The organism is Pseudomonas sp. 1, from assembly GCF_056626735.1.
Genome location: NZ_JBWXMQ010000007.1, coordinates 87,683 through 109,252, shown reverse-complemented (window position 1 = coordinate 109,252; position 21,570 = coordinate 87,683). Strand labels below are relative to the sequence as shown.

General features: G+C 60.1%; 17 protein-coding genes. 8 read left to right on the top strand and 9 right to left on the bottom strand.

Annotation, left to right across the window (positions count from 1 at the left end; translation table 11 throughout):
• Positions 1-44: 44 nt before the first annotated feature.
• Positions 45-1,361: a bifunctional DedA family/phosphatase PAP2 family protein gene (locus tag AC1MDC_RS12530; protein ID WP_085703107.1), complete on the top strand. Its 1,317-nt coding sequence runs from the start codon at positions 45-47 to the stop codon at positions 1,359-1,361.
• Here AC1MDC_RS12530 and AC1MDC_RS12525 read toward each other — a convergent pair.
• Complete coding sequence (locus tag AC1MDC_RS12525) at positions 1,358-1,936, bottom strand: hypothetical protein (RefSeq protein ID WP_480393080.1); 579 nt, start codon at positions 1,934-1,936, stop codon at positions 1,358-1,360. The two genes, AC1MDC_RS12530 and AC1MDC_RS12525, sit on opposite strands and share 4 nt — an antisense overlap.
• Positions 1,937-1,983: 47 nt before the next feature.
• Positions 1,984-2,184 (bottom strand): hypothetical protein, encoded by a 201-nt coding sequence (locus AC1MDC_RS12520; RefSeq protein WP_480393079.1) that lies wholly within the window; start codon positions 2,182-2,184, stop codon positions 1,984-1,986.
• Positions 2,185-2,376: 192 nt separating this feature from the next.
• Here AC1MDC_RS12520 and AC1MDC_RS12515 point away from each other — a divergent pair, with 192 nt between their 5' ends.
• Together AC1MDC_RS12515 and AC1MDC_RS12510 are read left to right on the top strand one after the other, a co-directional pair.
• Complete coding sequence (locus AC1MDC_RS12515; RefSeq protein ID WP_480393078.1) at positions 2,377-5,826, top strand: calcium-binding protein; 3,450 nt, start codon at positions 2,377-2,379, stop codon at positions 5,824-5,826.
• Positions 5,827-6,100: 274 nt separating this feature from the next.
• The gene (locus tag AC1MDC_RS12510; RefSeq protein WP_227233638.1) at positions 6,101-7,504 is read left to right on the top strand and encodes a hypothetical protein; all 1,404 of its coding nucleotides are present in this window, start codon (positions 6,101-6,103) and stop codon (positions 7,502-7,504) included.
• Positions 7,505-7,516: 12 nt separating this feature from the next.
• On the opposite strand, the gene AC1MDC_RS12505 is transcribed toward AC1MDC_RS12510, so the two are convergent.
• The 3 genes from AC1MDC_RS12505 to AC1MDC_RS12495 are packed head-to-tail and all read right to left on the bottom strand — an operon-like array spanning position 7,517 to position 9,196.
• On the bottom strand, positions 7,517-8,107 hold the full coding sequence (locus tag AC1MDC_RS12505) for an LON peptidase substrate-binding domain-containing protein (RefSeq protein ID WP_085697619.1): 591 nt from the start codon (positions 8,105-8,107) through the stop codon (positions 7,517-7,519).
• Between the two features lie 10 nt (positions 8,108-8,117).
• The gene (locus tag AC1MDC_RS12500) at positions 8,118-8,834 is read right to left on the bottom strand and encodes an LrgB family protein (RefSeq protein ID WP_007958637.1); all 717 of its coding nucleotides are present in this window, start codon (positions 8,832-8,834) and stop codon (positions 8,118-8,120) included.
• Positions 8,834-9,196, bottom strand: a complete 363-nt coding sequence (locus AC1MDC_RS12495) for a CidA/LrgA family protein (protein ID WP_085697620.1) — start codon at positions 9,194-9,196, stop codon at positions 8,834-8,836. Before AC1MDC_RS12495 ends, AC1MDC_RS12500 begins: the two co-directional genes overlap by 1 nt.
• A gap of 193 nt (positions 9,197-9,389) precedes the next feature.
• Here AC1MDC_RS12495 and AC1MDC_RS12490 point away from each other — a divergent pair, with 193 nt between their 5' ends.
• From AC1MDC_RS12490 to AC1MDC_RS12475, 4 genes are all read left to right on the top strand, one after another.
• Positions 9,390-9,845, top strand: coding sequence for a MaoC family dehydratase (locus AC1MDC_RS12490; RefSeq protein ID WP_034153755.1), 456 nt, complete (start codon positions 9,390-9,392; stop codon positions 9,843-9,845).
• Between the two features lie 110 nt (positions 9,846-9,955).
• Complete coding sequence (locus AC1MDC_RS12485) at positions 9,956-11,683, top strand: C13 family peptidase (RefSeq protein WP_480393077.1); 1,728 nt, start codon at positions 9,956-9,958, stop codon at positions 11,681-11,683.
• Between the two features lie 27 nt (positions 11,684-11,710).
• On the top strand, positions 11,711-12,352 hold the full coding sequence (locus AC1MDC_RS12480) for an oxidoreductase (protein ID WP_085697622.1): 642 nt from the start codon (positions 11,711-11,713) through the stop codon (positions 12,350-12,352).
• Positions 12,353-12,571: 219 nt separating this feature from the next.
• Entirely contained in the window at positions 12,572-15,169 is a 2,598-nt protein-coding gene (locus tag AC1MDC_RS12475) for a hypothetical protein (RefSeq protein WP_480393076.1), read from the top strand.
• Positions 15,170-15,212: 43 nt separating this feature from the next.
• On the opposite strand, the gene AC1MDC_RS12470 is transcribed toward AC1MDC_RS12475, so the two are convergent.
• From AC1MDC_RS12470 to AC1MDC_RS12455, 4 genes are all read right to left on the bottom strand, one after another.
• Positions 15,213-15,497, bottom strand: a complete 285-nt coding sequence (locus AC1MDC_RS12470) for a YceK/YidQ family lipoprotein (protein ID WP_480393075.1) — start codon at positions 15,495-15,497, stop codon at positions 15,213-15,215.
• On the bottom strand, positions 15,490-16,137 hold the full coding sequence (gene ubiX / locus AC1MDC_RS12465; protein ID WP_266200632.1) for a flavin prenyltransferase UbiX: 648 nt from the start codon (positions 16,135-16,137) through the stop codon (positions 15,490-15,492). Before ubiX ends, AC1MDC_RS12470 begins: the two co-directional genes overlap by 8 nt.
• Entirely contained in the window at positions 16,134-17,483 is a 1,350-nt protein-coding gene (gene mpl, locus AC1MDC_RS12460) for a UDP-N-acetylmuramate:L-alanyl-gamma-D-glutamyl-meso-diaminopimelate ligase (protein ID WP_227233645.1), read from the bottom strand. The genes ubiX and mpl overlap by 4 nt, the downstream gene beginning before the upstream one ends.
• Before the next feature lie 194 nt (positions 17,484-17,677).
• Positions 17,678-19,594: a sigma-54-dependent Fis family transcriptional regulator gene (locus AC1MDC_RS12455; protein ID WP_480393074.1), complete on the bottom strand. Its 1,917-nt coding sequence runs from the start codon at positions 19,592-19,594 to the stop codon at positions 17,678-17,680.
• Between the two features lie 299 nt (positions 19,595-19,893).
• Here AC1MDC_RS12455 and exaC point away from each other — a divergent pair, with 299 nt between their 5' ends.
• On the top strand, positions 19,894-21,414 hold the full coding sequence (gene exaC, locus AC1MDC_RS12450; protein ID WP_085703098.1) for an acetaldehyde dehydrogenase ExaC: 1,521 nt from the start codon (positions 19,894-19,896) through the stop codon (positions 21,412-21,414).
• Positions 21,415-21,570: the final 156 nt, after the last annotated feature.

The window sequence follows — 21,570 nt, the reverse complement described above, 5'->3', positions numbered from 1 at the left end:
TGCGGCACGCCGGCCAGGGACATCAATGAAATGGAGTGGTTTGTATGGGCCCATGGCTCGATAGCGTGACCGGATGGCTGGCCGCCAACCCACAATGGCTGGCGGCCGCGGTGCTCATTGTGGCGTTTGTGGAATGTCTGGCGATTGCCGGACTGATCGTGCCCGGCACAGTGCTGCTGTTCGCCGTGGCAGTGCTGGCCGGCAGCGGTGCACTGTCTTTGAGCGAGACCCTGTTGCTGGGCTTTCTCGGCGGGATTCTCGGCGACGTGATTTCGTATTTCCTCGGCCGTCACTTCCACCAGAACATCCGGCGTCTGCCGGGCCTGCGCCATCACCCGGAATGGATGGCCGGCGCGGAAACCTATTTCCAGCGCTACGGCATCGCCAGCCTGTTGGTCGGGCGCTTCATCGGCCCGTTACGCCCGATGTTGCCGATGGTCGCCGGCATGTGCGACATGCCCTTCCCACGCTTCGCCGCCGTCAGTCTGCTGGCAGCAGCAGGCTGGAGCCTCGCGTACCTGTTGCCGGGCTGGGCCACCGGGGCGGCGATTCGCCTGCCCTTGCCGGAAGGTTTCTGGCTACAGGCCGGGATCGTCGCCGGCAGCATCGCCGTCATGGTCGGCCTGAGCGCCAACAGCAGCCTGCGCCGTCATCGCCGGGCGACGATCTGGATCAGCAGCATGAGCCTGCTGATCCTGATCGGCCTGTTCATCGGCTACCCGTATCTGAGCGCCCTCGATCAGGGCGTCATGACCCTGGTACAGGAACATCGCCGCCCGGCGCTGGATGAAGTGGCGGTGGTGTTCACCCTGATCGGTGAATTCCGCAACATGTTGCTGTTCAGCGCCCTGCTGACTGCGCTGCTGTTGCTGTGCCGTCAGTGGCGCCATGCCATTTTCGTGGGCGGCACCCTGCTCGTCACGGCCCTGGCCAACACCGGGACCAAACTGTTTTTCGCCCGGGTGCGCCCGGAAGTACTGACCGATCCGCTTACCAGCTACAGCATGCCCAGCGGCCATGCGTCCGGCTCGTTCGCGCTGTTCCTGGCCCTGGCCGTACTCGCCGGACGCGGGCAACCGCCAAGGCTGCGACTGACCTGGCTGCTGATCGGCTGCATTCCGGCACTGGCGATTGCCCTGTCGCGGGTGTATCTGGGCGCCCACTGGCCGACGGATGTGCTGGCCGGCGCCATGCTCGCAGCCTGCGTATGCGCCGCCGGGCTCTGGCTCAGTCAACGGCAAACGCCGCTCGGCGCCATGCCACAAAAAGTCTGGTGGCTGGTGCTGCCGGCGCTGGTCGCCCTGTTCGGTTTCTTCGTGCTGCGACACTTGCCGCATACATTGCTGCGCTATTCGTACTAGGCAGCAGAAGAAACTGGCGAAGGGTTGATCCTCAGGATGAACGACACGTTTTCGGCGTCGTACGCATTGTGGCCGGTGTCGTTCGGATTCTGATCGAGGAAGTACCGCAGACCTTGCTTCGTTGCATGTTGAAAAAGTCTTTTCTGTTTCTCGACACTGAACAACGCCACAGAAACAGGATTGGAAGGAAAGTCACCAAAGTCTTTCAACTTTCCCGCATAGGTCTCCACTTCGAAGTAACTGCCGACATCCTTGTCCACCACAAGATGCCGGTTTTTCTGGTCCAGGCGTACCCGCCAATCGAAATAACGACCGGCCGTCTTGACGTTGAGGGAGTAGCGCCCCCGAGATTCCGGTACAAACTCGAACAATAGCGGTTCGGCATCATCATGGTCCGCGAGCGTCACAATGCGTGATGCAACTTCATCACCCAGAGAAATTTCTGCTTCCAGTCGCTGCCCCGTGGTAATTCGCGAATACTTCAAACGACTTTCCATCACCTGATAATTAATAACCAGAGGAAGACCACCCGAAAAAAGATGCCCCGTAAACTTGATACTTTCCGAATCAGACATATAGCAACTCTCTCACCAAAAAAAGTAAATCAAATAACGTCAGCAAGTCATTTGACTGCGGCAGACATAGTGGCACTCAACACACTTTTGACACGTTTGCGCTTGCGCCGCTCAAGGATCATCGAATCCGCGTAATAACCTGCATTCCTGATGATGGTATCGGTGTTCTGATCAACACCAGCGTGCTTGAAAATATACTTTCCGGCGATATCGTCCCAGAAGGCCCACTCATCTTCGTAAATTGTCATTTCGCTCTCCTTTGCGATCTACCCGCCCTGGCGGAAAAATTAAAAACTAGATGAATAGCGACTGACAAACAACCTGCAGCCACTTTCAACACAATACAAAAAACAACAACACAATCCGCAAAACATTAACAACTGAACAGCACTGCACTTCATGTCAGATTCTTTCTGACATTTCACTGAAGAGCATTGATCTTGGCCAAACCTTTCATATCCAGCACAGAAACTATTCTTACAGCCCAACTTACAATTTCCGACATTACTGATACTTCTCTTTCATCTCCCGAAGCCTCACTCAAAACATCGGGAAAATCCCCCACCCTGCGAGACGTGGACCAGCTGTTCGGACCACTGCGTTTTGGTGAAATAACGGCCAGTCGCCAGACACTGGCGTCCTTGGGAGCGCAGATCAACGGCCACGCCATCAGCGCGGCCAACACCTACTTCCCCGCGCCTGACCAGTCCTTTACCGACGGACTGGCTTTTGACCCGTTACAGGTTGAGCAGCGAATCAGATCGGTCGACAGCCAGGAGCGCCAGCACGTACCGGAGCTGCTCTATGAAATCGTCACGCAGCGCTCACCCGACGCCCCACCGCTGATGCGCGAAATGCCAGCGGGCGATGCAGCAGATCCGATGAACCGGATCAATCGATTGCTGACCGCCACCCAGCGCCTGGACATCCGAAGAAGCCCGTTGACGGAAAACCTGCCGACCTGGATCGACAAAGGCAAAAGTCGCGGAATGACCGGCATGGGCGTCGGAATGCAGGCTTACGGGCTGTACAGCGCTTACATGGGTGCCCTTGAGGCAGTCAAAAAAGGAGAGATGGGTGAGTTTTGGCTCAATGTCGGCGGCGGCGTGTCAGAAATTCTCTCCCTTGGAGTCGAATACGCACTTGGCAAAAGCGGCGAAAAAATGATCCGCCTTGGCTATGAGACATTCGAGAAATTCGCCAAGACCTCCACAGGCAAGTGGCTCAGCCGCGGGGCGGGGCTGATCGCCAGCGCGATCACACTGCCCTTCGATATCTATACCGCCATCAAGTCGTTCAACGATGCCGCCAAGGCCAAAGGCAAGGAGGCACAGGATCTTTACGTCGCCGGCGGGTTGAGCGTGTTCAGTGGCGCGTTGTCGCTCGCTCTTGGCTGCGCAGCACTGATGGGCTTCCAGGCTGCCGGCCCGGTGGGAATCGCCGCAGCCGCATTGATGATTGTCGGCGCCAGAGTCTATGGCGCCGCCAGGATGGTCGACGACATCGACGACTACATCGAACTGACCGTGAACGAGCGCTGGCGCGCCGGCTGGTTCGCATTCACCGGCCAGCAGCAGGATCAGGCGATGATGGATCGCTACCTGATCGCCAAGACCACCAGCGACTACGCCAAAGCCCTGAAAACACGCAGTCTCAGCTGGCTCGACAATGAGTTGAAGGAGAGTGTCGATGCCATCGTCGATGGCCGCTACGAAGTCAAGCTGCAACCCACCCGCGTCTATCGCTACCAGTGGGACACCAGCAAGGGCGAAGCGCCCTACAAGATCGAGAACCTGCCGGTTACTCAGGAAATCGACGACACCTACGACGCAAGGAAAGGACTGCCGGTCGCTGACAATCTCATCACCAAGGGCGTCAGCCATCCTGACAAAGGTGTTTTCTGGAGTTTGGGCGGTGGTCACGACACGGTGCAGGGCGTGAAGGACAAGCCGAACTTTTTCAGTTACTCCACCGGCAGAAAAGCCCTGAGCGGCGGCGACAAGAATGACTCGTTTCTTTTTCAGTCGGCATCGGAAAATCTTTCAAGCGATCCGATCAGAGCCAGCGAATTGTCGGGTGGTGAGGGCATCGACCTGCTGTGGCTTCAAGGCAAGCACCGACACGAAGACCATGTAGCAGAGCCACCACGACACAAGGGCTATGACGTCGACCTGAAAAACGGCACGCTGTCCCTGCTGCCCATGAACCCGGCGCAAGAACCCGTACTGCACTCGACACTCAGCTCCATCGAAAAAGTCGAGACCCTTGCCGGCGCGATCAATCGCGTGACGGGCTCCGATCAGGCCGACACCATCGCTGCCAACGGCAATGATCACATCGAAGCCGGCGCCGGGGACGACCTTGTTTCCGTGCGCGGTCTGCGTGCGGTCGTCGATGGAGGCAGCGGCAACGACGTCTACTATCTGGACCCGAGCAGTCTCAAGGTATCCATACGCGAAGACGGCAAGGAACCGAGCAACGTTTATCTGGGCGTGACTCTTGAAGCCATCCAGCGCTGGTTCATCCGCGATGAAAGCATGGTCATCGAATCACTGCGCGCCGATGATTTCCGAACGCCCCTGCGTGAGCTGACATGCGAGGCGGTCTACCGGAACCTCGACGGCAAACGCGCGTTGCAAAATGACAAATGGGTGTTCATCACTCAGGACGGCTACCACCTGCAGCCGATCTGGCCAGAGATGATAGAGGAGTCGGGCGATCTGCCCCTGAGCGTCGTCATCCTCAGCGCCGGCACCGCCAAAGCCTCGCCGGTACAGGTCAACGATCGCCCTTATCGCCTTTCGGACAAACCGCTCTCGAACTACTTCGTCAGCCGCCAGAGCCGACACACCATTCTGATGGCGCCACAGAATGACAAACCCGCCCACAGTACGTTGTATGTCGACTACGACAGCACTGAAATCAACGAAGTCCGCGCCATCTATACGGTTACAAAAACGACGCACGGAGCCTTCACGTTTCTTTCCTATACAAACATGCACTTCGACCTCACGTTCAAACAGGGCGGCGGCATGCTTTCACTGCACGGAGCCGTCAGAGAAAGTCCCGGCCGCAAAACCGACAGAGGCGCCGGGATCATGGCCTCCGGCTGGCAACTGAACCATTCTCTGACGCTGGTCATGCGTGACAGCACGTCCTATCGGCTCGACTACCCCTACAACTCATACTTCAATGACGCCCGCCATCCTGGCTATACCAGCGTGCAAAGCCCGACCTCCTTGCGTGAACGAGCGGGCCGCTACATTTTCGTCAGGCCCTCGGTCGAAAAGCGCCAGCTGAAGACAACCGCGCAACGGGTCGAATTCAGGAATGCCGAGCACAACGCAACGTACTGGCTGGAGGGACGCTCCTCCACCTACGAGTTGTTGCCTGCCAGCCATACCTCCATTCGCCTGTCGACAGCGCAAGCGGATGCCCGCGTCACGGGGTCTTCCACCTGGCACATTCACACGCAACATCTTCAGGAACAGATCAACCGACGCGACCTTGTCATCAAGGACAATCTGCTGAAGATCGGCAGCATTCAGTTTCATCTGCCGGACAGCAACGATCCGACACTGCCAATTGAAACCATCGAGGTCATGATTTCTTCCGGCAACTGTTATCGCGTCAATGCCTTGTTCGAGCTGATTGGTCTGTATGCCGTCGACGCCCGGAGCTATCCGTCGATTGAAGCGATTGCCCGGGATATTCAGGATCATCACCAACGTGACGAACTTGAAACCATTCAGGTAAAGGTCCGCAACATTCGCCTGCTCGACACGTCTCCCGGCAAGATTATCTACAACCCCGAAACCCGCATCTGGAGTACAGAAGAAGCTCCATCGCGCTCGATTCCGATCGGGCATCTGATTATTGTCAAGGAATGACACCATGCGACCAAAATCACCCTCCTCGTCCACTCCGCCACGCGTCAACACGTCCTCGGACCCGGACACTCAAGCGCCCCGATTGCGAACGCCGGCACCAGAATTGCACCCGCCACATTCATCGTCCAACCCGGCCGTTTCACGAAACATCAACCCGGCAAACACGCCTTCAGGTCCGGCAATACCCGAACCACCCCGGATCGACATCTCGGATTTATCGGACCTTTCGCGAGCAACGGCGAGCGGACTGAGCAGTTACCTGTTGAAACCGGCAATGCTGCGTAACATGCAGCCTGCCAACGAAGAAGGCCTGCGCTACATCGTCGGCCGTAAATTCGTCGATGTGAAAGACAGCGGAACGGTGTATGTGGAGTTCGACACGGACCTGAACACTTACCGGGCCATGGATCTGTACAAAAAGCTTGCGCCCGGTCCGGCCCTCTACAGAAATGCCGGGGAATCGACCTGGAGCCCGTCCAGTCCGCTGGCGCGACCGCATGCGGCAGACACTGCCGGCGATCCGGGAGCAACGCGCAAACAATCTTCTCCCGAACCTCTGCCGGCACAGTGGAGGGCAGCCACCGCTGAATTGCTGAATGGACATTTCATGCGGCTGCATCCACAGATGACTCACGGAGAAAGAGTCATGCTGCTACGTACCTATAATCTTTCACCGCTGCAGCACGTAAGGTTGCGCGACGACCTGAATGCCAATCCGCTAAAGGTTCCCGCCTGGGCGGAAAGTCACAAGCTGCGATCTCTGGATAGCAATGACCCGACCCGCTTCGACGAACTCCATCGGGAAATCGAACCGCTGCTCCTGCCCTTGAGAAACGGCAAGCTCGCACTTTACGATCTGTACGATTTCGATGAAAGTGTCAGCCGCCAGTTTCTCGACGCATTCCTTGGCAAGCTGGGCTATTTACGCAACATCAATGACAGTCTGTATCGCACGGATATCCCTGCGCTGTTCCGGGCTGACGAGCGTACGCCCTTCGAGTTCTACAACGATGGCCGGATGCTGCCCCGTCTGAAGCACCCTCGTGGCGCAACGACGGAAAAACCGATCAGCGCCACGGTCAGCCTCAAGCTGGTCAAGGGATACGCCGGCCGGGGAACCGAATCTCCCGATCCGGAGTACCTGCGCTACAACAGTCAGAGAAACAAATACCCCGGCAAAAAACCTGGCGAGCCGGATGTGGAATCGGGTGAGTCGGACAACGAATGGTCCGACGTCTCGGATATGGATCTGGATGACGAGCGGAACTACGCAACAATCCGGCACAACCAGCAATTCGTCTTTGCCTATATCCTCGACACTCGGAGGATGGAAGTCGTACTGCGAGAAGAAAATCACTTCCTCAATGACGCAGCAACGAGGAAAGGCACCTGGTTTCCCGATGACGAACTTGAAGCACTGATATCGACTTCGAAGCGGGGTATCGATTCGCAGCGCCTGTGGCTGCTCGATTCAACGTTCACTCGGGCAGCGAAGGTCGATGACATTGGCGAGCAGGCAGAATTCGGCAACTCCATTGAAGAGCGCACCCACAGTGGGGCATTCAACCGGCATGAGTATGACGCCCTGATCGACAAGGTTGCCCGTGCAGGCAAACCGATATTGATACTGGATCAGGGCAAGGAGTGGTTCGCCAACGACATCGTCTGGCCCGAATAACCGGGCCGAGTCTCAAGCGAACAACTCGCCCTGCAACTCGTCGAGCAGCGCCTGGATCGCATCCAGTCGCTGCTGCGGGTTGTCGAGTTGCAGCAGGTCGATCTTGTCTTCCTCGGCGAAGGGCAGCAGATAGGCCAACTGATTGGCCAGCGACTGCTGCCCCGCCGCTTCGATGCCCATGTTCAGCGCCTCGACCATCGGGTGTTCGGCCAGGGCCTTGAGCAGCGCCACCAGATCGGCGTCTTCATCCTGCAACGGTTGCTCGGGCTCTTCGTCAAGCCACTCGACCTCGGCGACGATCAACTGATCGCGCTGGACTTCGGTGCGCTGCACGATGAAGCGCCGTCCGCCCTGCACCCGGATGCCCAGCAGTCCGTTGTCCTGCTGCTGGAAATCGGTAATTCGCGCTTCGCAGCCGACCATGGCGAAACCTTCCGGCGCGACGCCGACTTCGCTGCCTTCAAGGATGCACACCACACCGAACCCGCCGCCCTGTTTCATGCAGCGGCCGATCATGTCCAGATAGCGCGCCTCGAAAATCTGCAGATCCAGATTGCAGCCGGGAAACAGCACCGTGTTCAGCGGAAAAAGCGGCAGACTCATAGACATTTCCTTACACCACCATCGACACCGCCAACGGCAGAAACACCGCCGTGGCCACGCCCATCAGACTCATCGCCAGCGCCGCGAAGGCGCCGCACTCATCGCTTTCCTGCAACGCCACCGAGGTGCCGACCGCATGTGCCGTCATGCCCAGCGCCATGCCGCGTGCCTCGGGGCTGTGCACGCCCAGGCGAGTCAGCAGCGCCGGACCGAAGATCGCGCCGATGACCCCGGTGATCAACACAAATACCGCCGCCAGTGCCGCGACACCGCCGATCTGCTCAGCCACCAGCATGGCGATCGGCGAGGTCACCGATTTGGGTGCCATGGTCATCAGGATCATGTGATCGGCACCGAACCACCATCCCAGCGCCACGCCCATGCCCGTGGCGACCACGCCGCCTATCACCAGCGTAGTAAAAATCGGCCAGAACAATTGGCGGATGCGCCGCAGATTCAGATACAGCGGCACCGCCAGCGCGACGGTTGCCGGGCCCAGCAGAATACTGAGGATTTCCGTGCTCTTGCGGTACTCGGCGTAAGTCAGACCGCAACCAACCAGTACGCCAATCACCAACAGCATCGAGACCAGCACCGGTTGCAGAAAGATCCAGCGGGTTTTCTCGAACGCCGCCAGCACCAGTTGATAAGCGCCCAGGGTGATGCCGATGCCGAACAGCGGGTGGTGAATCACCGACGCCCAGGCACCTTGCCAGTCGAACAGCATCAGGATTCCTCCGAATGCGGCGCATGACGCTTGACCAGGCGCTGCATCAGCACGCCAGCAAAGGCCATCGACAGAATCAGCGAGACCACCAGCGCCCCGACGATGGCCCAGAAATCCGCGGCAATCGCCGTGGCATACACCATCACGCCCACCGCTGGCGGCACCAGCAGCAATGGCAGATAACGCAACAGACTGCCGGCGGCAAGATTCAGCGGTTCGCCGACCTCACCGCGCACGATCAGGAATACCAGCAACAGCAAAAGGCCGATGATCGGCCCCGGCAGCACCGGCAACAGCAAATGATTGAGAGCCGTGCCGAGCAATTGAAACAGCACCAGCCACGTCAGGCCGCGTAGCAACATCCGTCATCTCCGTCTTACTTTCCAACCTGCAAGTCGTCGGCATTATAAGCACGCCTGCGCTATGGATCGGCATTCGCCAAAAGCATGGTCGGTTGACCTGAGCAAATCGCCATGATGATCTACAGTGGTTCGCAGGGCGGTCAAATCCCCCACCTGAAAAACTATAAAACCGATGAACCCAAGGAGAGTCTCAATGCCCTATGTTCCAGTTGCAGAGCTCAAAGATTATGTCGGCAAGGAACTCGGACGTTCCGAATGGCTCACCATCGATCAGGAGCGCATCAACCTGTTCGCCGAAGCCACCGGGGATTACCAGTTCATCCATGTCGATCCGGTCAAAGCCGCGCAAACGCCATTTGGCAGCACCATTGCACACGGTTTTCTGTCGTTGTCGCTGATCCCCAAACTGATGGAAGACATACTGGTCCTGCCGCAAGGCGTGAAGATGGTGGTCAACTACGGTCTGGACAGCGTACGTTTCATCCAGCCGGTCAAGGTCAACTCGAAGGTCCGGCTCAAGGTCGACCTCGGTGAAGTGACCGAGAAAAAACCTGGCCAGTGGCTGCTCAAGGCCACCGCCACCCTGGAGATCGAAGGCTCGGACAAACCGGCCTACATCGCCGAACCGCTGTCGCTCTGCTTCGTTTAAGCGCCTGGATGCGAAGCGGCTCACGCTGTTTCGCATCCGCTCCTCCCCGCCGGCTGTATAAGGTCACATAGCTGCGGCATACTCGGTCGCCTAATTGCCCGGATCCCGCTATGCGCTCATTCGCTCCTCTTGCTCCCCTTGCCTTGACCCTGTTGCTGGCCGCGTGTGGCGACGGCGAATCACTCTTGCCGCCGGATGCGCGTCTGCCCGACGGCGGCCGCTATCGCGGTGAACTGGTCGATGGCTTGCTGCAAGGTCAGGGCCGGATCGACTACCCCAACGGCAGCTGGTACGCCGGGGCGTTCGACAAGGGGCAATGGCACGGCCAGGGCGAATGGCACGGCAGCAATGGCGAGGTCTATCGCGGCAACTTCCAGCAAGGGCTGTTCGACGGCCAGGGCACGCTGACCACCACGGCCGGCAGCTACACCGGTGGTTTCAAGCTGGGCCGGCGCGACGGCGAAGGCACCCTCAAAGAAAATGCGATGACCTATCGCGGCGAATTCAAGGCCGACCAGTATTCCGGGCTCGGCCGTCTCGAGCTGGATGACGGCAGCTCCTATCAGGGCCAGTTCGCCCACGGCAAACCCAATGGCGAAGGCCAGCGCGGCGATGCCAGCGGCAATCAGTTCACCGGCCACTTCGTCAACGGCCAGCTCGAAGGCAACGGTACATTCAACAGTGCCGACGGCGACATCTATGTCGGCGGCTTCAAAAACAATCAACTGCACGGCAAGGGCCGCTACGAAAACGCCGATGGAGATGTCTGGCTCGGGCAGTTCAAGGAAGGCGCGCTGACCGGCAAGGGCGAACTGATCGGCGCCGACGGCAGCCACTACATCGGCTATTTCAATGACTGGCGCTTCAGCGGTCAGGGCCGGCTGAACCTGGCCGATGGCAGTTTCTACGTCGGCGGATTCGACAGCGACAGCTATTCGGGACGCGGCACCCTGGTGCTCACCGATGGCAGCGTGCTCAGCGGCACCTGGATCAACGGCCAGCGCGTGCGCGATGCCGACGGCAAGTTGCTGCCCGACACCCTCGAACTCGGCCTGCTGGCCCAGGGTCGCCTGCTCGACGAGGCGCTGGCCAATGTGCCGGCCTCGACCCCGGCAGTGGAGCTGTACACCCTGACCCTCGGCGGCGACGGCAAACAAAGTGTGTTCCTGCGCGAATCCGATTACGTGGCCAACATGCTCACCAGCCGTTTCGGCGCGTTTGGCCAGATTCGCCTGGTCAACCATCGCGACCACCTCGGCGACCGGCCCATGGCCACCCGCGAAAACCTGCGCCGCGCAGCCCAGACCCTGGCCGAACGCAGCGGCCCGGAAGATCTGGTCTTCATCTACCTGAGCAGCCACGGCACCGCCGAACACGAACTGGTGCTCGATCAGCCGCGCATGGAACTGGCCGACCTGCCCGCCGATGAACTTGCCGCCGTGCTGGCGCCGCTGAAGAACCGCGACAAGATCATCGTCATTTCCTCGTGCTATTCCGGGGGCTTCATTCCGGCGCTGAAGGATGAGCGCACGCTGATCATGACCGCCGCGCGCGCCGACCGCGTGTCGTTCGGTTGCTCCGAGGAGGCCAACTTCACCTACTTCGGCGACGCCCTGTTCGCCCAGGCCCTGAACCAGACCGACGACCTGGAGCAAGCCTTCAAACTGGCCAAGGCCACCGTCGCCGAGCGCGAACTGGCGGACAACTTCGAGGCCTCTGAACCGCAGATCTGGGCACCGAAAACCGTGCTGGCACACTGGCAACTGCTGCGCAAACAGCAAGCGAGAAAAGCCTTGCAAAGTGCTGCGTTGAACGACGGAGCAACAAAGAGCAACTAAGCTGAACAGTATCAAGGGAGAGACACTATGTACTTGACGCCTCAGCATGTCCTGCTTGCCGGAGCCACCGGACTGACCGGTGAACATCTGCTCGACCGTCTGCTCAACGAACCGACGATCAGCCGCGTCCTTGCCCCCTCACGCCGGCCGCTGGCTGAACATCCGCATCTGGAAAATCCGGTCGGCGATCCACAGACCTTCCTGCCGCAACTGTCCGGTCGGGTCGATATCGCCTATTGCTGCCTCGGCACCACCATCAAACAGGCCGGCTCCGAAGAGGCGTTCCGCGCCGTGGATCTGGACATGGTGGTGGCATTCGCCAAGCGCGCCCGGGAAATGGGTGCACGCCACCTGATCGTGATCAGTGCCCTGGGGGCCGATCGCCGGTCCTCGGTGTTCTACAACCGGGTCAAAGGCGAGATGGAATACGCATTGCGCGCGCAGGACTGGCCGCAACTGACCATTTGCCGACCTTCCCTGCTGCTCGGCGAACGCAGCGAGCCGCGCCTGGGCGAGCAGCTTGCCGCGCCGTTCTCCAAATTGATTCCCGGCAAATACCGCGGCATCGAAGCCTGCCAACTGGCCCGTGCCATGTGGCGCCTGGCACTGGAAGAGCAGGACGGAGTACGTATCGTCGAATCGGATGAGCTGCGCAAACTCGGCAAGTGAGTTCGCGCATGAAGCAGTTCAACGCAGATCCAGACCATCATCTTTCAATGAAGTCAGAGGATCCGGTGTTGAACTGCTCTCTGAAATGAGCCGAATCGATTCGACAACCGCGCCCTATCTATCTACCACACGCCCCTCCCCCCTTCATGGATAACGTGCCCTCTGGCACACCTGCATCCGTCATGTCGTCATCGGACGGCCCCCGACAGCAGGTAATCAATGAAAGGACGCCTGATGGCACCCAAAAAGACCACACCGAAAGGCACCCGCGCCCCCGGCACTCCAGCCGATACATCGATCCCCCTGTCGATTCCGCGACTTGAGCGTCCAGGCCAGATCCGGCCTGCGGGGCCGGACGCCAATCCCTCCGGGCAACAGCATTCGACACAGCTGACCTCAAGCGAATCATTGCCCGGGTTACTGATCCAGGACCTGGCTCCCGCAGTCCGGGAGAGTACGTCCTCCGATAGCCTTCGCCCGGCCGAAAACATTCTTGAGTACGCGCTGCCACCACAGGAGCGAACGCTTTTGCCTGCCGTCATGACACAAGGATTGCGTATCTACCGGGGGCGTATTTACGCCGAGGTTCAATACACCTCGACCGGTACCGTGATGGTGGGCTGGGACGACGGCGCCGGAACCTATCGAGCCATGCGACCAAAGGAAGCACACCCCTCCGGCCCGGCCCTGCATTTCGACGCACAAAGCAATACCTGGCGAGTTGGCGAGCCACCCGAAACCGGCGTTCTGATCGAATCTGCGGCCCATCGACCGGCAGTCAGCTCGCAGGACACGTCACAACAGGCTCTTGCGCCCCTCACACAATCAAACACGCCACCGGTTTACATCGACACCCGGCATTACGTGTGGGACAGCGCCACGACTCACCACCACGGCTACGTGGTCATGCACCGGAAAATGCGGCTGGACGATTCCGTCGGACCTCGGTCGCACCACGCCTTCCGGGACGATAACGGATCGTTTGTCAGTGTTGAGCGGCCTGCTTATCCCATCGATCAGCCAGCCCGATTGCTGTCCGCCTGGACGGACCGCGACATCTGGAATCTCTACGGACTGCAAGGCACCGATATCACCCGCTTTCGCACCGAAGCCCACAGCACCGGCAAGAAGCCTCAGTGGGCCAGAGTCCGGCCAGACCGGATGGAAAACGTTTATCTGTTTGACGAGCTTCGTCGCTGGCTGGGCCCGGACATGGATCGCGATATGTTCAACCGGCTTCTGGAGCATCAGAAACGCACACCCGCCGAGTGGGTGAAACACCTTGAATCGGTCTCCCTGCACCGCGCTCCAGCTGACCAGCAATCCCCGTTGCCGCAACGGTCGACAACCCAAACACACGTCCAGGAATCGCCTTTGCCACGCCAGCCAGACCCTGACATTTCCGAGACGAGGGACACTCCTGCGACGACGTACGGTGATCAGCGCCACTACACCTGGGATCTCGACAAGTCGAACTTTCACGGTTATGTCGAGATGCAGCGCAAACCTGGCCTGGATGACAGTCACGGACCGCTCACTCAACTGGCGTTTCGTGAAGGTGCCGGACTGATCGTCGTCAAAGCCACCGATTATTCGATCCATCAAGAGACCGTCCTGCGCCCCTTCTGGCGGGACGTCGACATCTGGAATCTTTACAGGATCGAAGGGCCCGACATCGTGCGCTTTCGTCGGGACGTTGCGCTTCATCAGAAACCGCCTGACTGGGTCAAACAACGCAAATACCCTTCCCGGCGCGAAAAACTGATCGACTACCTGAGGCTGTGGACCAATCCTGACTCACCGCTCAAATCACGAGAGCAGGTTCTCGCCCGGTTCCAGCCCTACAACCTCTCCGTCCAGCAACTGGCGAAATTGTGCAAGGAGCTGTCGCCAACCGGACAGTTCAAGAATCTGATCAATGATGAGCTGCCCGGGTGGGTCAGGACTCATCAAGAACGCACCCGCCGGGTAACCAACGAAAAACTCTTCGATCCGTTTCTGCCGGAAATCCATGCAGAAATCATCCGACTGAGAAATCAGGGAGAAGGCACCAGCCTCTTGAAGGCCAGCCTGACCGATCCCTTCTTTCAAGGGCTGTTGCGCATCAGCGGCTTTAAACGCAACAAGCACAACTACCTGTACAGGACCGATACGCCCGCCATGTTCAAAGTGGATAACCGGACACCTTTCGAAATAGCCCGGCCCGCGGCCATGGTCCCACAGGCAATATCGGCAAGGGGTGCCACAAGCGAGATACCTGTCAGTGCAATGTTCAGCCTGAAGACCGCCATGGGCTTTGCGAATGAAACCATGGGAATAGCAGGCAAGGGAGCGCACCAGCCAGTCAACGGTACCTCGACGCCCCCTGCTCAGCGCATCCAGTTTTGCTACCTGCTCGATACCCGCAATGTCGAGGTCGTAGCGGGGCAAGACAATCGCGTCTACAACCCGACGCGACTCGAACGAAGCCCTGCGGACGGCACAACGTGGTTCCCGAGCATGAAGATGGAGGGTCATGTTTCGATGTCGTCGATCGGCTTCACGTCGAGGCGCGTCTGGCTGGTCAACTCAAGCATGACTCGCGCGGCGACAGTGGAAGACATCCATCTGCAGGCGCTGACACGCGCCACTGGATCGGATCAGAACGCCGTTGACGCCATCGAGGCACGCACACGGGCAGGGGAATTGAACCGGAATGAATATGACGAGTTGATCGATGACGTGGCGACAGCCGGAAAACGCATTATTGAGTTGCCGGCAGGACAGGACGTTTTCTCCAACCACATCGTCTTTCCGTCCGAAACGATCACGCTGTAGGACGTTTCAAAGGCTCGACCCTGCGTGGTCGAGCCTTTGATTCTTACAGTCCGCCAGTCGCCTGAAACCCTACACCAATCACCGTCAGCAGCGACAACGGCAACAGCAGCGTATCGAGCAGTGCGCTGGCCGGCAGATCCACTCCGGGATAGCTCGGGGCCTCCGCGCCGAACCGGTCCATCGCACAACAGCCACCGTTCAGGGCGTACAGGTCCAGCCGCGTGCCGGAATACACCACCGGCGCGCCGGGCTTGGCGGCATCCAGCGTGCGCACCGTGGCGCAGCCGGTGAGTTGCAGCGCCAGCGCGATCGCCAGCAGCTTATTCATCGCTGCTCAGGTGGTGTTCGCCCCAGCGCGGCAGCATGTCCTGGGGAATGCCCAGCAGATTGAGAATCCGCGCCACCACGAAATCGATCAGGTCATCGATGGTCTGCGGCTGGTGATAGAAGCCCGGCGAGGCTGGCAGGATGGTTACACCCATGTTCGACAGCTTGAGCATGTGCTCCAGGTGAATGCTCGAATACGGCGCTTCGCGCGGCACCAGAATCAACTGGCGACGCTCCTTCAAGGTGACGTCCGCCGCCCGTTCGATCAAGTTGTTGCAGGCGCCGGTGGCGATGGCCGACAAGGTGCCGGTCGAACACGGCACCACCACCATCGCCGCCGGAGCGCCGGAGCCCGAGGCCACCGGCGACATCCAGTCTTCCTTGCCGTAGACCCGAATCTGTCCGGCGGCCGCGCCGGTGTATTCAGTGAGGAACGCCTGCATCATTTGCGGCTTGGCCGGCAGCGACACATCCGTCTCGGTGGCCATCACCAGTTGCGCGGCCTTGGAGATCAGGAAGTGCACCTCGCGATCCTCGCGCACCAGACAGTCCAGCAGGCGCAAACCGTACTGGGCGCCGGACGCGCCGGTCATCGCCAGCGTGATGCGTTCCGGGCCGCCGTCACGGGAAAAAGTGCTCATTTCAGCGCCTCGGCGAGTTTGCCATGCAGGCCGCCGAAGCCGCCGTTGCTCATGATCACCACATGGGTGCCGGGCTGGGCCTGGCTCTTCACGCGCTCGATGATGCCTTCCAGCGAGTCGCTGACAATCGACGGCACCGTGCACAGCGCGGCGGTGCCGGCCAGATCCCAGCCGAGGTTGGCCGGGGCGTACCAGATCACCTGATCGGCATCGACCACGCTGTCCGGCAGACCGTCACGGTGGGCGCCGAGCTTCATCGAGTTGGAGCGCGGCTCGATGATCGCGATCAGCGGCGCATCGCCGATACGTTTGCGCAGGCCATCAAGGGTGGTGGCAATCGCGGTCGGGTGGTGGGCGAAGTCATCGTAGATGGTGATTCCCCGTACTTCCGCGACTTTCTCCATCCGGCGCTTCACGCTCTTGAACGCGCTCAACCCGGCGATGCCCATCGACGGCACAACGCCGACGTGACGCGCCGCCGCCAGAGTGGCCAATGCGTTGGCGACGTTGTGCTGGCCGGTCAATTCCCACTCGACCACGCCTTGGGGCACGCCTTCGAACATCACTTCGAACGCCGAGCCGTCGTCTTTCAGTAACTTGACCTGCCACTGACCGCCAGCACCGGTGGTTTGCACCGGGGTCCAGCAGCCCATCTCGATCACACGCTGCAGGGCCGGTTCGGTGGTCGGGTGAATCACCAGGCCTTCGCTGGGGATGGTTCGCACCAAATGGTGGAACTGCCGCTCGATGGCTGGCAAGTCAGGGAAAATGTCGGCGTGATCGAACTCAAGGTTGTTGAGGATCGCCGTGCGCGGACGGTAGTGGACGAACTTCGAACGCTTGTCGAAGAACGCGCTGTCGTATTCGTCGGCCTCGATCACGAAGAACGGCGTGCCGCCCAGACGCGCCGACACCGAGAAATTCTGCGGCACGCCGCCGATCAGGAAGCCCGGGCTCATGCCGGCATGTTCCAGCACCCAGGCGAGCATGCTGCTGGTGGTGGTCTTGCCGTGTGTACCGGCAACCGCCAGCACCCAGCGCCCTTGCAGCACATGGTCGGCCAGCCATTGCGGGCCGGAGACGTACGGCAGGCCTTTGTTCAGCACATATTCCACTGCCGGGTTGCCGCGGGACATGGCGTTACCGATCACCACCAGATCCGGTGCCGGATCGAGCTGCGCCGGGTCGTAACCCTGGGTCAGCTCAATGCCCTGGGCTTCGAGCTGAGTGCTCATCGGCGGATAGACGTTGGCATCGGAGCCGGTCACGTGATGGCCCAGCTCTTTGGCCAGAACCGCCATCGAGCCCATGAAAGTCCCGCAGATACCCAGAATATGAATGTGCATAGTCGACCTCGTAAAACATGGCCGCAGGTTAGCGCAGGGAGGGGGAAATGGCACTCTTTAGCTGATCACCCGACCTTGATCGTTCCCACGCTCCGCGTGGGAATGCAGCGCAGGACGCTCTGCGTCCAAAAGCGGACGCGGAGCGTCCGGGGAGGCATTCCCACGCAGAGCGTGGGAACGATCAGCACGAAGATTCAGGCGGTTCGGGCAATCCCGTGCTTGCGCAGCTTTCTATAAAGCGTATTGCGACTGACGCCCAACTGCTGCGCCGTGTGGGTCATGTGCCAGCGGGTGTGCTCCAAGGCATTGAGCAAGGCCATCCGCTCGGCATCTTCCAGCGGATGCTCGGACGACGACTCATCGACCTTGACCAGGAGCGGCTGCACCTGCCGGAACATCGCGGGCAGATCATCGAGCCCGATCCGACCTTCATCGCACAACGCCGCCAGCGTGCGCAGCACATTGCGCATCTGCCGCACATTGCCCGGCCAGTTGAACCCGAGTAATGCCTGCCGCGCCGGCGCTTCGATCAGGATCGTTTCCCCGCCTGCCTCTTCGGCCAGCAGGAAATCCAGCAACTGCGACTTGTCACTGCGCTCGCGCAACGGCGGCAACGCGACTTCCAGCCCGTTGAGCCGGTAGTAAAGGTCTTCACGGAAACTGCCGTCGCCAACCCGCTCCAGCAGATTGCGGTGAGTGGCGCTGATGATCCGCACGTTGACCGCTTCCGGCTCGCCGCCGATCGGCACCACTTGCCGGTCTTCGAGCACTCGCAGCAGTCGGGTCTGCAAGGCCAGCGGCATGTCGCCGATTTCATCGAGGAACAGCGTGCCGCCATCGGCCTGCTGTAACTTGCCGCGCATGCCGTCCTTGCGCGCGCCGGTGAAACTGCCCCCGCGATACCCAAACAGTTCGCTCTCGATCAGGCTTTCGGGAATCGCCGCGCAGTTGAGGGCGACGAACGCTTTGCCGGCGCGCTGACTGGCGTTATGCACAGCCTTGGCGAACGCCTCTTTGCCGGAACCGGTTTCGCCGTTGATCAGCAGTGGCACGTCGCGTTCGAACACTCGCAGCGACTTGCGGAAATCTGCCTGCAACGCCGCATCACCGAGGCAAATACCTGCAAGGCGCGGCGCCTGGACAAGCGCGGGAGCCGGCGCGACCGGCAACGGCCGACGGGTTTCGCCGCGCAGCACCGCAAACAGATGCCGACCGTCACGGGTGCGCAACGGCCAACTGGCGCTGGCATTGGCACTGGCGCGCCCGAGCAATTCATCCAGCGAACAATCGAAAAACGCCTCCACCGGTTTGCCGAGCAGGCCGCCGCGAATATGCCCGAGCAGGTTCAATGCACTCTGATTGACTGCGCTGATCCGCCCTTCCCCGTCAAACGCCAGCAAACCTTCGCTGAACAGCCCGACGGATTCGGCCTGGAGATGGAAACGCAGCAACCATTGGTTATCGAAGCAGCGCAGGAAATAGCAGCTCTCGATCATCTTCGCCGACAGATTGACCAGTGCCATGGTGTGGAACTGGCTCTGGCGCGAGACGTCGTGTCGCGCCGAGGAAACGTCGAGCACCGCCAGCAGTTCGCCATGCGGGTCGAACACCGGGCTCGCCGAGCAGGTCAGGCCGGTGTGGCGGCCGCGAAAGTGTTCGTCTTGATGAATGGTCAGGGCCTGGCGCTCCACCAGGCAGGTGCCGATGCCGTTGGTGCCTTCGCAGGCCTCGCTCCAGTCGGAGCCCAGCCACAGGCCGGCGCGTTCAAAGATCTTGCGTTCGGCGGGGGCGGTGACGCAGTTGAGGATCACCCCGCGCGCGTCGGTCAGCAGTACCGCGTGGCCGGCGCCGGAGAGCTGTTGATGCAGGCTGCTCATTTCATTGCCGGCGATCTGCAACACCTGTTGCAACCGTTCGCGGCTTTCAAGGACACGACCGTGTTCGAGCACGGTCGGCGCCATGGTCAGGGCCGGGTCGAGGTGATAGTCCTCAAGACAACGCAGCCACGAGCGGGCAATCGACGGGTCGGCACCGGGACCATGCAGGTGCGGTTTGCCCTGGGTGACGGTGAGAACCTGTTGGGCATGGCGACTCAAATGGTTGTCGTGCATTTCTTATTATTCTCCCCGAGGCTCATCGGCCCATGCGTGAAGTGGTGCCCAGCATCCTCCAGCCAACCGGTCTTTGCAATGCTGGCAAGACTGCCCGGTCACGGGTTGTGCCAGAAGCGGTACAAACTGTCACCCAAGCTGTACCGATAGCGTCACAGACGCTTGCCACTTGTCCGACGGGAATCGCGCAAGGCCTTGATTTGCCTGACCTGCACGGCAGTGGCCCGACCTTTGCTCTACGCTTATAGCAAGCGCTCATGCGCGTCTCTCTGATAAATACAACAGCCAAGGAGAACATCATGCGTTACGCTCACCCCGGTACTGACGGCGCCAAAGTCTCGTTCAAGAGCAAGTACGGTAACTACATCGGCGGCGAGTTCGTCGCGCCTGTCAAAGGTCAGTACTTCACCAACACCTCGCCTGTGAATGGCCAACCGATTGCCGAATTCCCGCGTTCCACGGCCGAAGACATCGAAAAAGCTCTTGACGCCGCCCATGCCGCTGCCGATGCCTGGGGCTCGACTTCCGCCCAGGCACGTTCGCTGATCCTGCTGAAAATCGCCGACCGCATCGAGCAGAACCTCGAAACCCTGGCGATCACCGAAACCTGGGATAACGGCAAAGCCATCCGCGAAACCCTCAACGCCGACATCCCGCTGGCGGCCGACCATTTCCGCTATTTCGCCGGGTGCCTGCGCGCCCAGGAAGGCAGCGCCGCCGAGATCGATGGCAACACCGTGGCCTATCACATCCATGAACCACTGGGCGTGGTCGGCCAGATCATCCCGTGGAACTTCCCGATTCTGATGGCCGCGTGGAAACTCGCCCCGGCCCTCGCCGCCGGCAACTGCGTGGTACTCAAGCCTGCCGAGCAAACCCCGCTGGGCATCAGCGTGCTGCTGGAGCTGATCGGCGACCTGCTGCCGCCGGGCGTGCTGAACGTGGTGCAAGGGTTCGGCAAAGAAGCCGGCGAAGCCCTGGCCACCAGCAAGCGCATCGCCAAGATCGCCTTCACCGGCTCGACGCCGGTCGGCTCGCACATCATGAAATGCGCTGCCGAGAACATCATTCCGTCGACCGTTGAGCTGGGCGGCAAATCGCCGAACATCTTCTTCGAAGACATCATGCAGGCCGAGCCAAGCTTCATCGAAAAAGCCGCTGAAGGTCTGGTACTGGCGTTCTTCAACCAGGGCGAAGTCTGCACCTGCCCGTCCCGCGCACTGGTTCAGGAGTCGATCTATCCGCAGTTCATGGAAGCGGTGATGAAAAAGGTCAGCCAGATCAAACGGGGTGACCCACTCGACACCGACACCATGGTCGGCGCCCAGGCGTCCGAGCAGCAATTCGACAAGATCCTTTCGTACCTGGAAATCGCCAAGGGCGAAGGGGCCGAACTGCTGACCGGCGGCAAAGTGGAAAAACTCGAAGGCAACCTGGCCTCCGGTTATTACATCCAGCCAACCCTGCTCAAGGGCACCAACAAAATGCGTGTGTTCCAGGAAGAAATCTTCGGCCCGGTGGTGAGCATCACCACCTTCAAGGACGAAGCCGAAGCCCTGGCAATTGCCAACGACACCGAGTTCGGCCTGGGTGCCGGCCTCTGGACCCGCGACATCAACCGCGCCTATCGCGTGGGCCGCGCCATCAAGGCCGGTCGCGTGTGGACCAACTGCTACCACCTGTACCCGGCGCATGCCGCGTTCGGCGGGTACAAGAAGTCCGGCGTCGGCCGTGAAACCCACAAGATGATGCTCGACCATTACCAACAGACCAAAAACCTGCTGGTGAGCTACGACATCAACCCGCTGGGCTTCTTCTAAAACCTCGGGGCAATACAGGGAGTCCTGTGTTGCCCTTTAACTGGCCATCGCTGGCAAGCCAGCTCCCACAGGTTTTGGTGCTGCTGGGGCTTGCGCAGATCCTCGTGGGAGCCGGCTTGCCGGCGATAGCGTCCTGACTGACACACCACACATGGC

What these genes read in the sequence shown, in the direction of transcription:
- AC1MDC_RS12530 (WP_085703107.1), top strand. Translation starts at nt 45, where the DNA reads ATGGGCCCATGGCTCGATAGCGTGACCGGATGGCTGGCCGCCAACCCA.
- AC1MDC_RS12525 (WP_480393080.1), bottom strand. Translation starts at nt 1,936, where the DNA reads ATGTCTGATTCGGAAAGTATCAAGTTTACGGGGCATCTTTTTTCGGGT.
- AC1MDC_RS12520 (WP_480393079.1), bottom strand. Translation starts at nt 2,184, where the DNA reads ATGACAATTTACGAAGATGAGTGGGCCTTCTGGGACGATATCGCCGGA.
- AC1MDC_RS12510 (WP_227233638.1), top strand. Translation starts at nt 6,101, where the DNA reads ATGCTGCGTAACATGCAGCCTGCCAACGAAGAAGGCCTGCGCTACATC.
- AC1MDC_RS12505 (WP_085697619.1), bottom strand. Translation starts at nt 8,107, where the DNA reads ATGAGTCTGCCGCTTTTTCCGCTGAACACGGTGCTGTTTCCCGGCTGC.
- AC1MDC_RS12500 (WP_007958637.1), bottom strand. Translation starts at nt 8,834, where the DNA reads ATGCTGTTCGACTGGCAAGGTGCCTGGGCGTCGGTGATTCACCACCCG.
- AC1MDC_RS12495 (WP_085697620.1), bottom strand. Translation starts at nt 9,196, where the DNA reads ATGTTGCTACGCGGCCTGACGTGGCTGGTGCTGTTTCAATTGCTCGGC.
- AC1MDC_RS12490 (WP_034153755.1), top strand. Translation starts at nt 9,390, where the DNA reads ATGCCCTATGTTCCAGTTGCAGAGCTCAAAGATTATGTCGGCAAGGAA.
- AC1MDC_RS12485 (WP_480393077.1), top strand. Translation starts at nt 9,956, where the DNA reads ATGCGCTCATTCGCTCCTCTTGCTCCCCTTGCCTTGACCCTGTTGCTG.
- AC1MDC_RS12480 (WP_085697622.1), top strand. Translation starts at nt 11,711, where the DNA reads ATGTACTTGACGCCTCAGCATGTCCTGCTTGCCGGAGCCACCGGACTG.
- AC1MDC_RS12475 (WP_480393076.1), top strand. Translation starts at nt 12,572, where the DNA reads ATGAAAGGACGCCTGATGGCACCCAAAAAGACCACACCGAAAGGCACC.
- AC1MDC_RS12470 (WP_480393075.1), bottom strand. Translation starts at nt 15,497, where the DNA reads ATGAATAAGCTGCTGGCGATCGCGCTGGCGCTGCAACTCACCGGCTGC.
- ubiX (WP_266200632.1), bottom strand. Translation starts at nt 16,137, where the DNA reads ATGAGCACTTTTTCCCGTGACGGCGGCCCGGAACGCATCACGCTGGCG.
- mpl (WP_227233645.1), bottom strand. Translation starts at nt 17,483, where the DNA reads ATGCACATTCATATTCTGGGTATCTGCGGGACTTTCATGGGCTCGATG.
- AC1MDC_RS12455 (WP_480393074.1), bottom strand. Translation starts at nt 19,594, where the DNA reads ATGCACGACAACCATTTGAGTCGCCATGCCCAACAGGTTCTCACCGTC.
- exaC (WP_085703098.1), top strand. Translation starts at nt 19,894, where the DNA reads ATGCGTTACGCTCACCCCGGTACTGACGGCGCCAAAGTCTCGTTCAAG.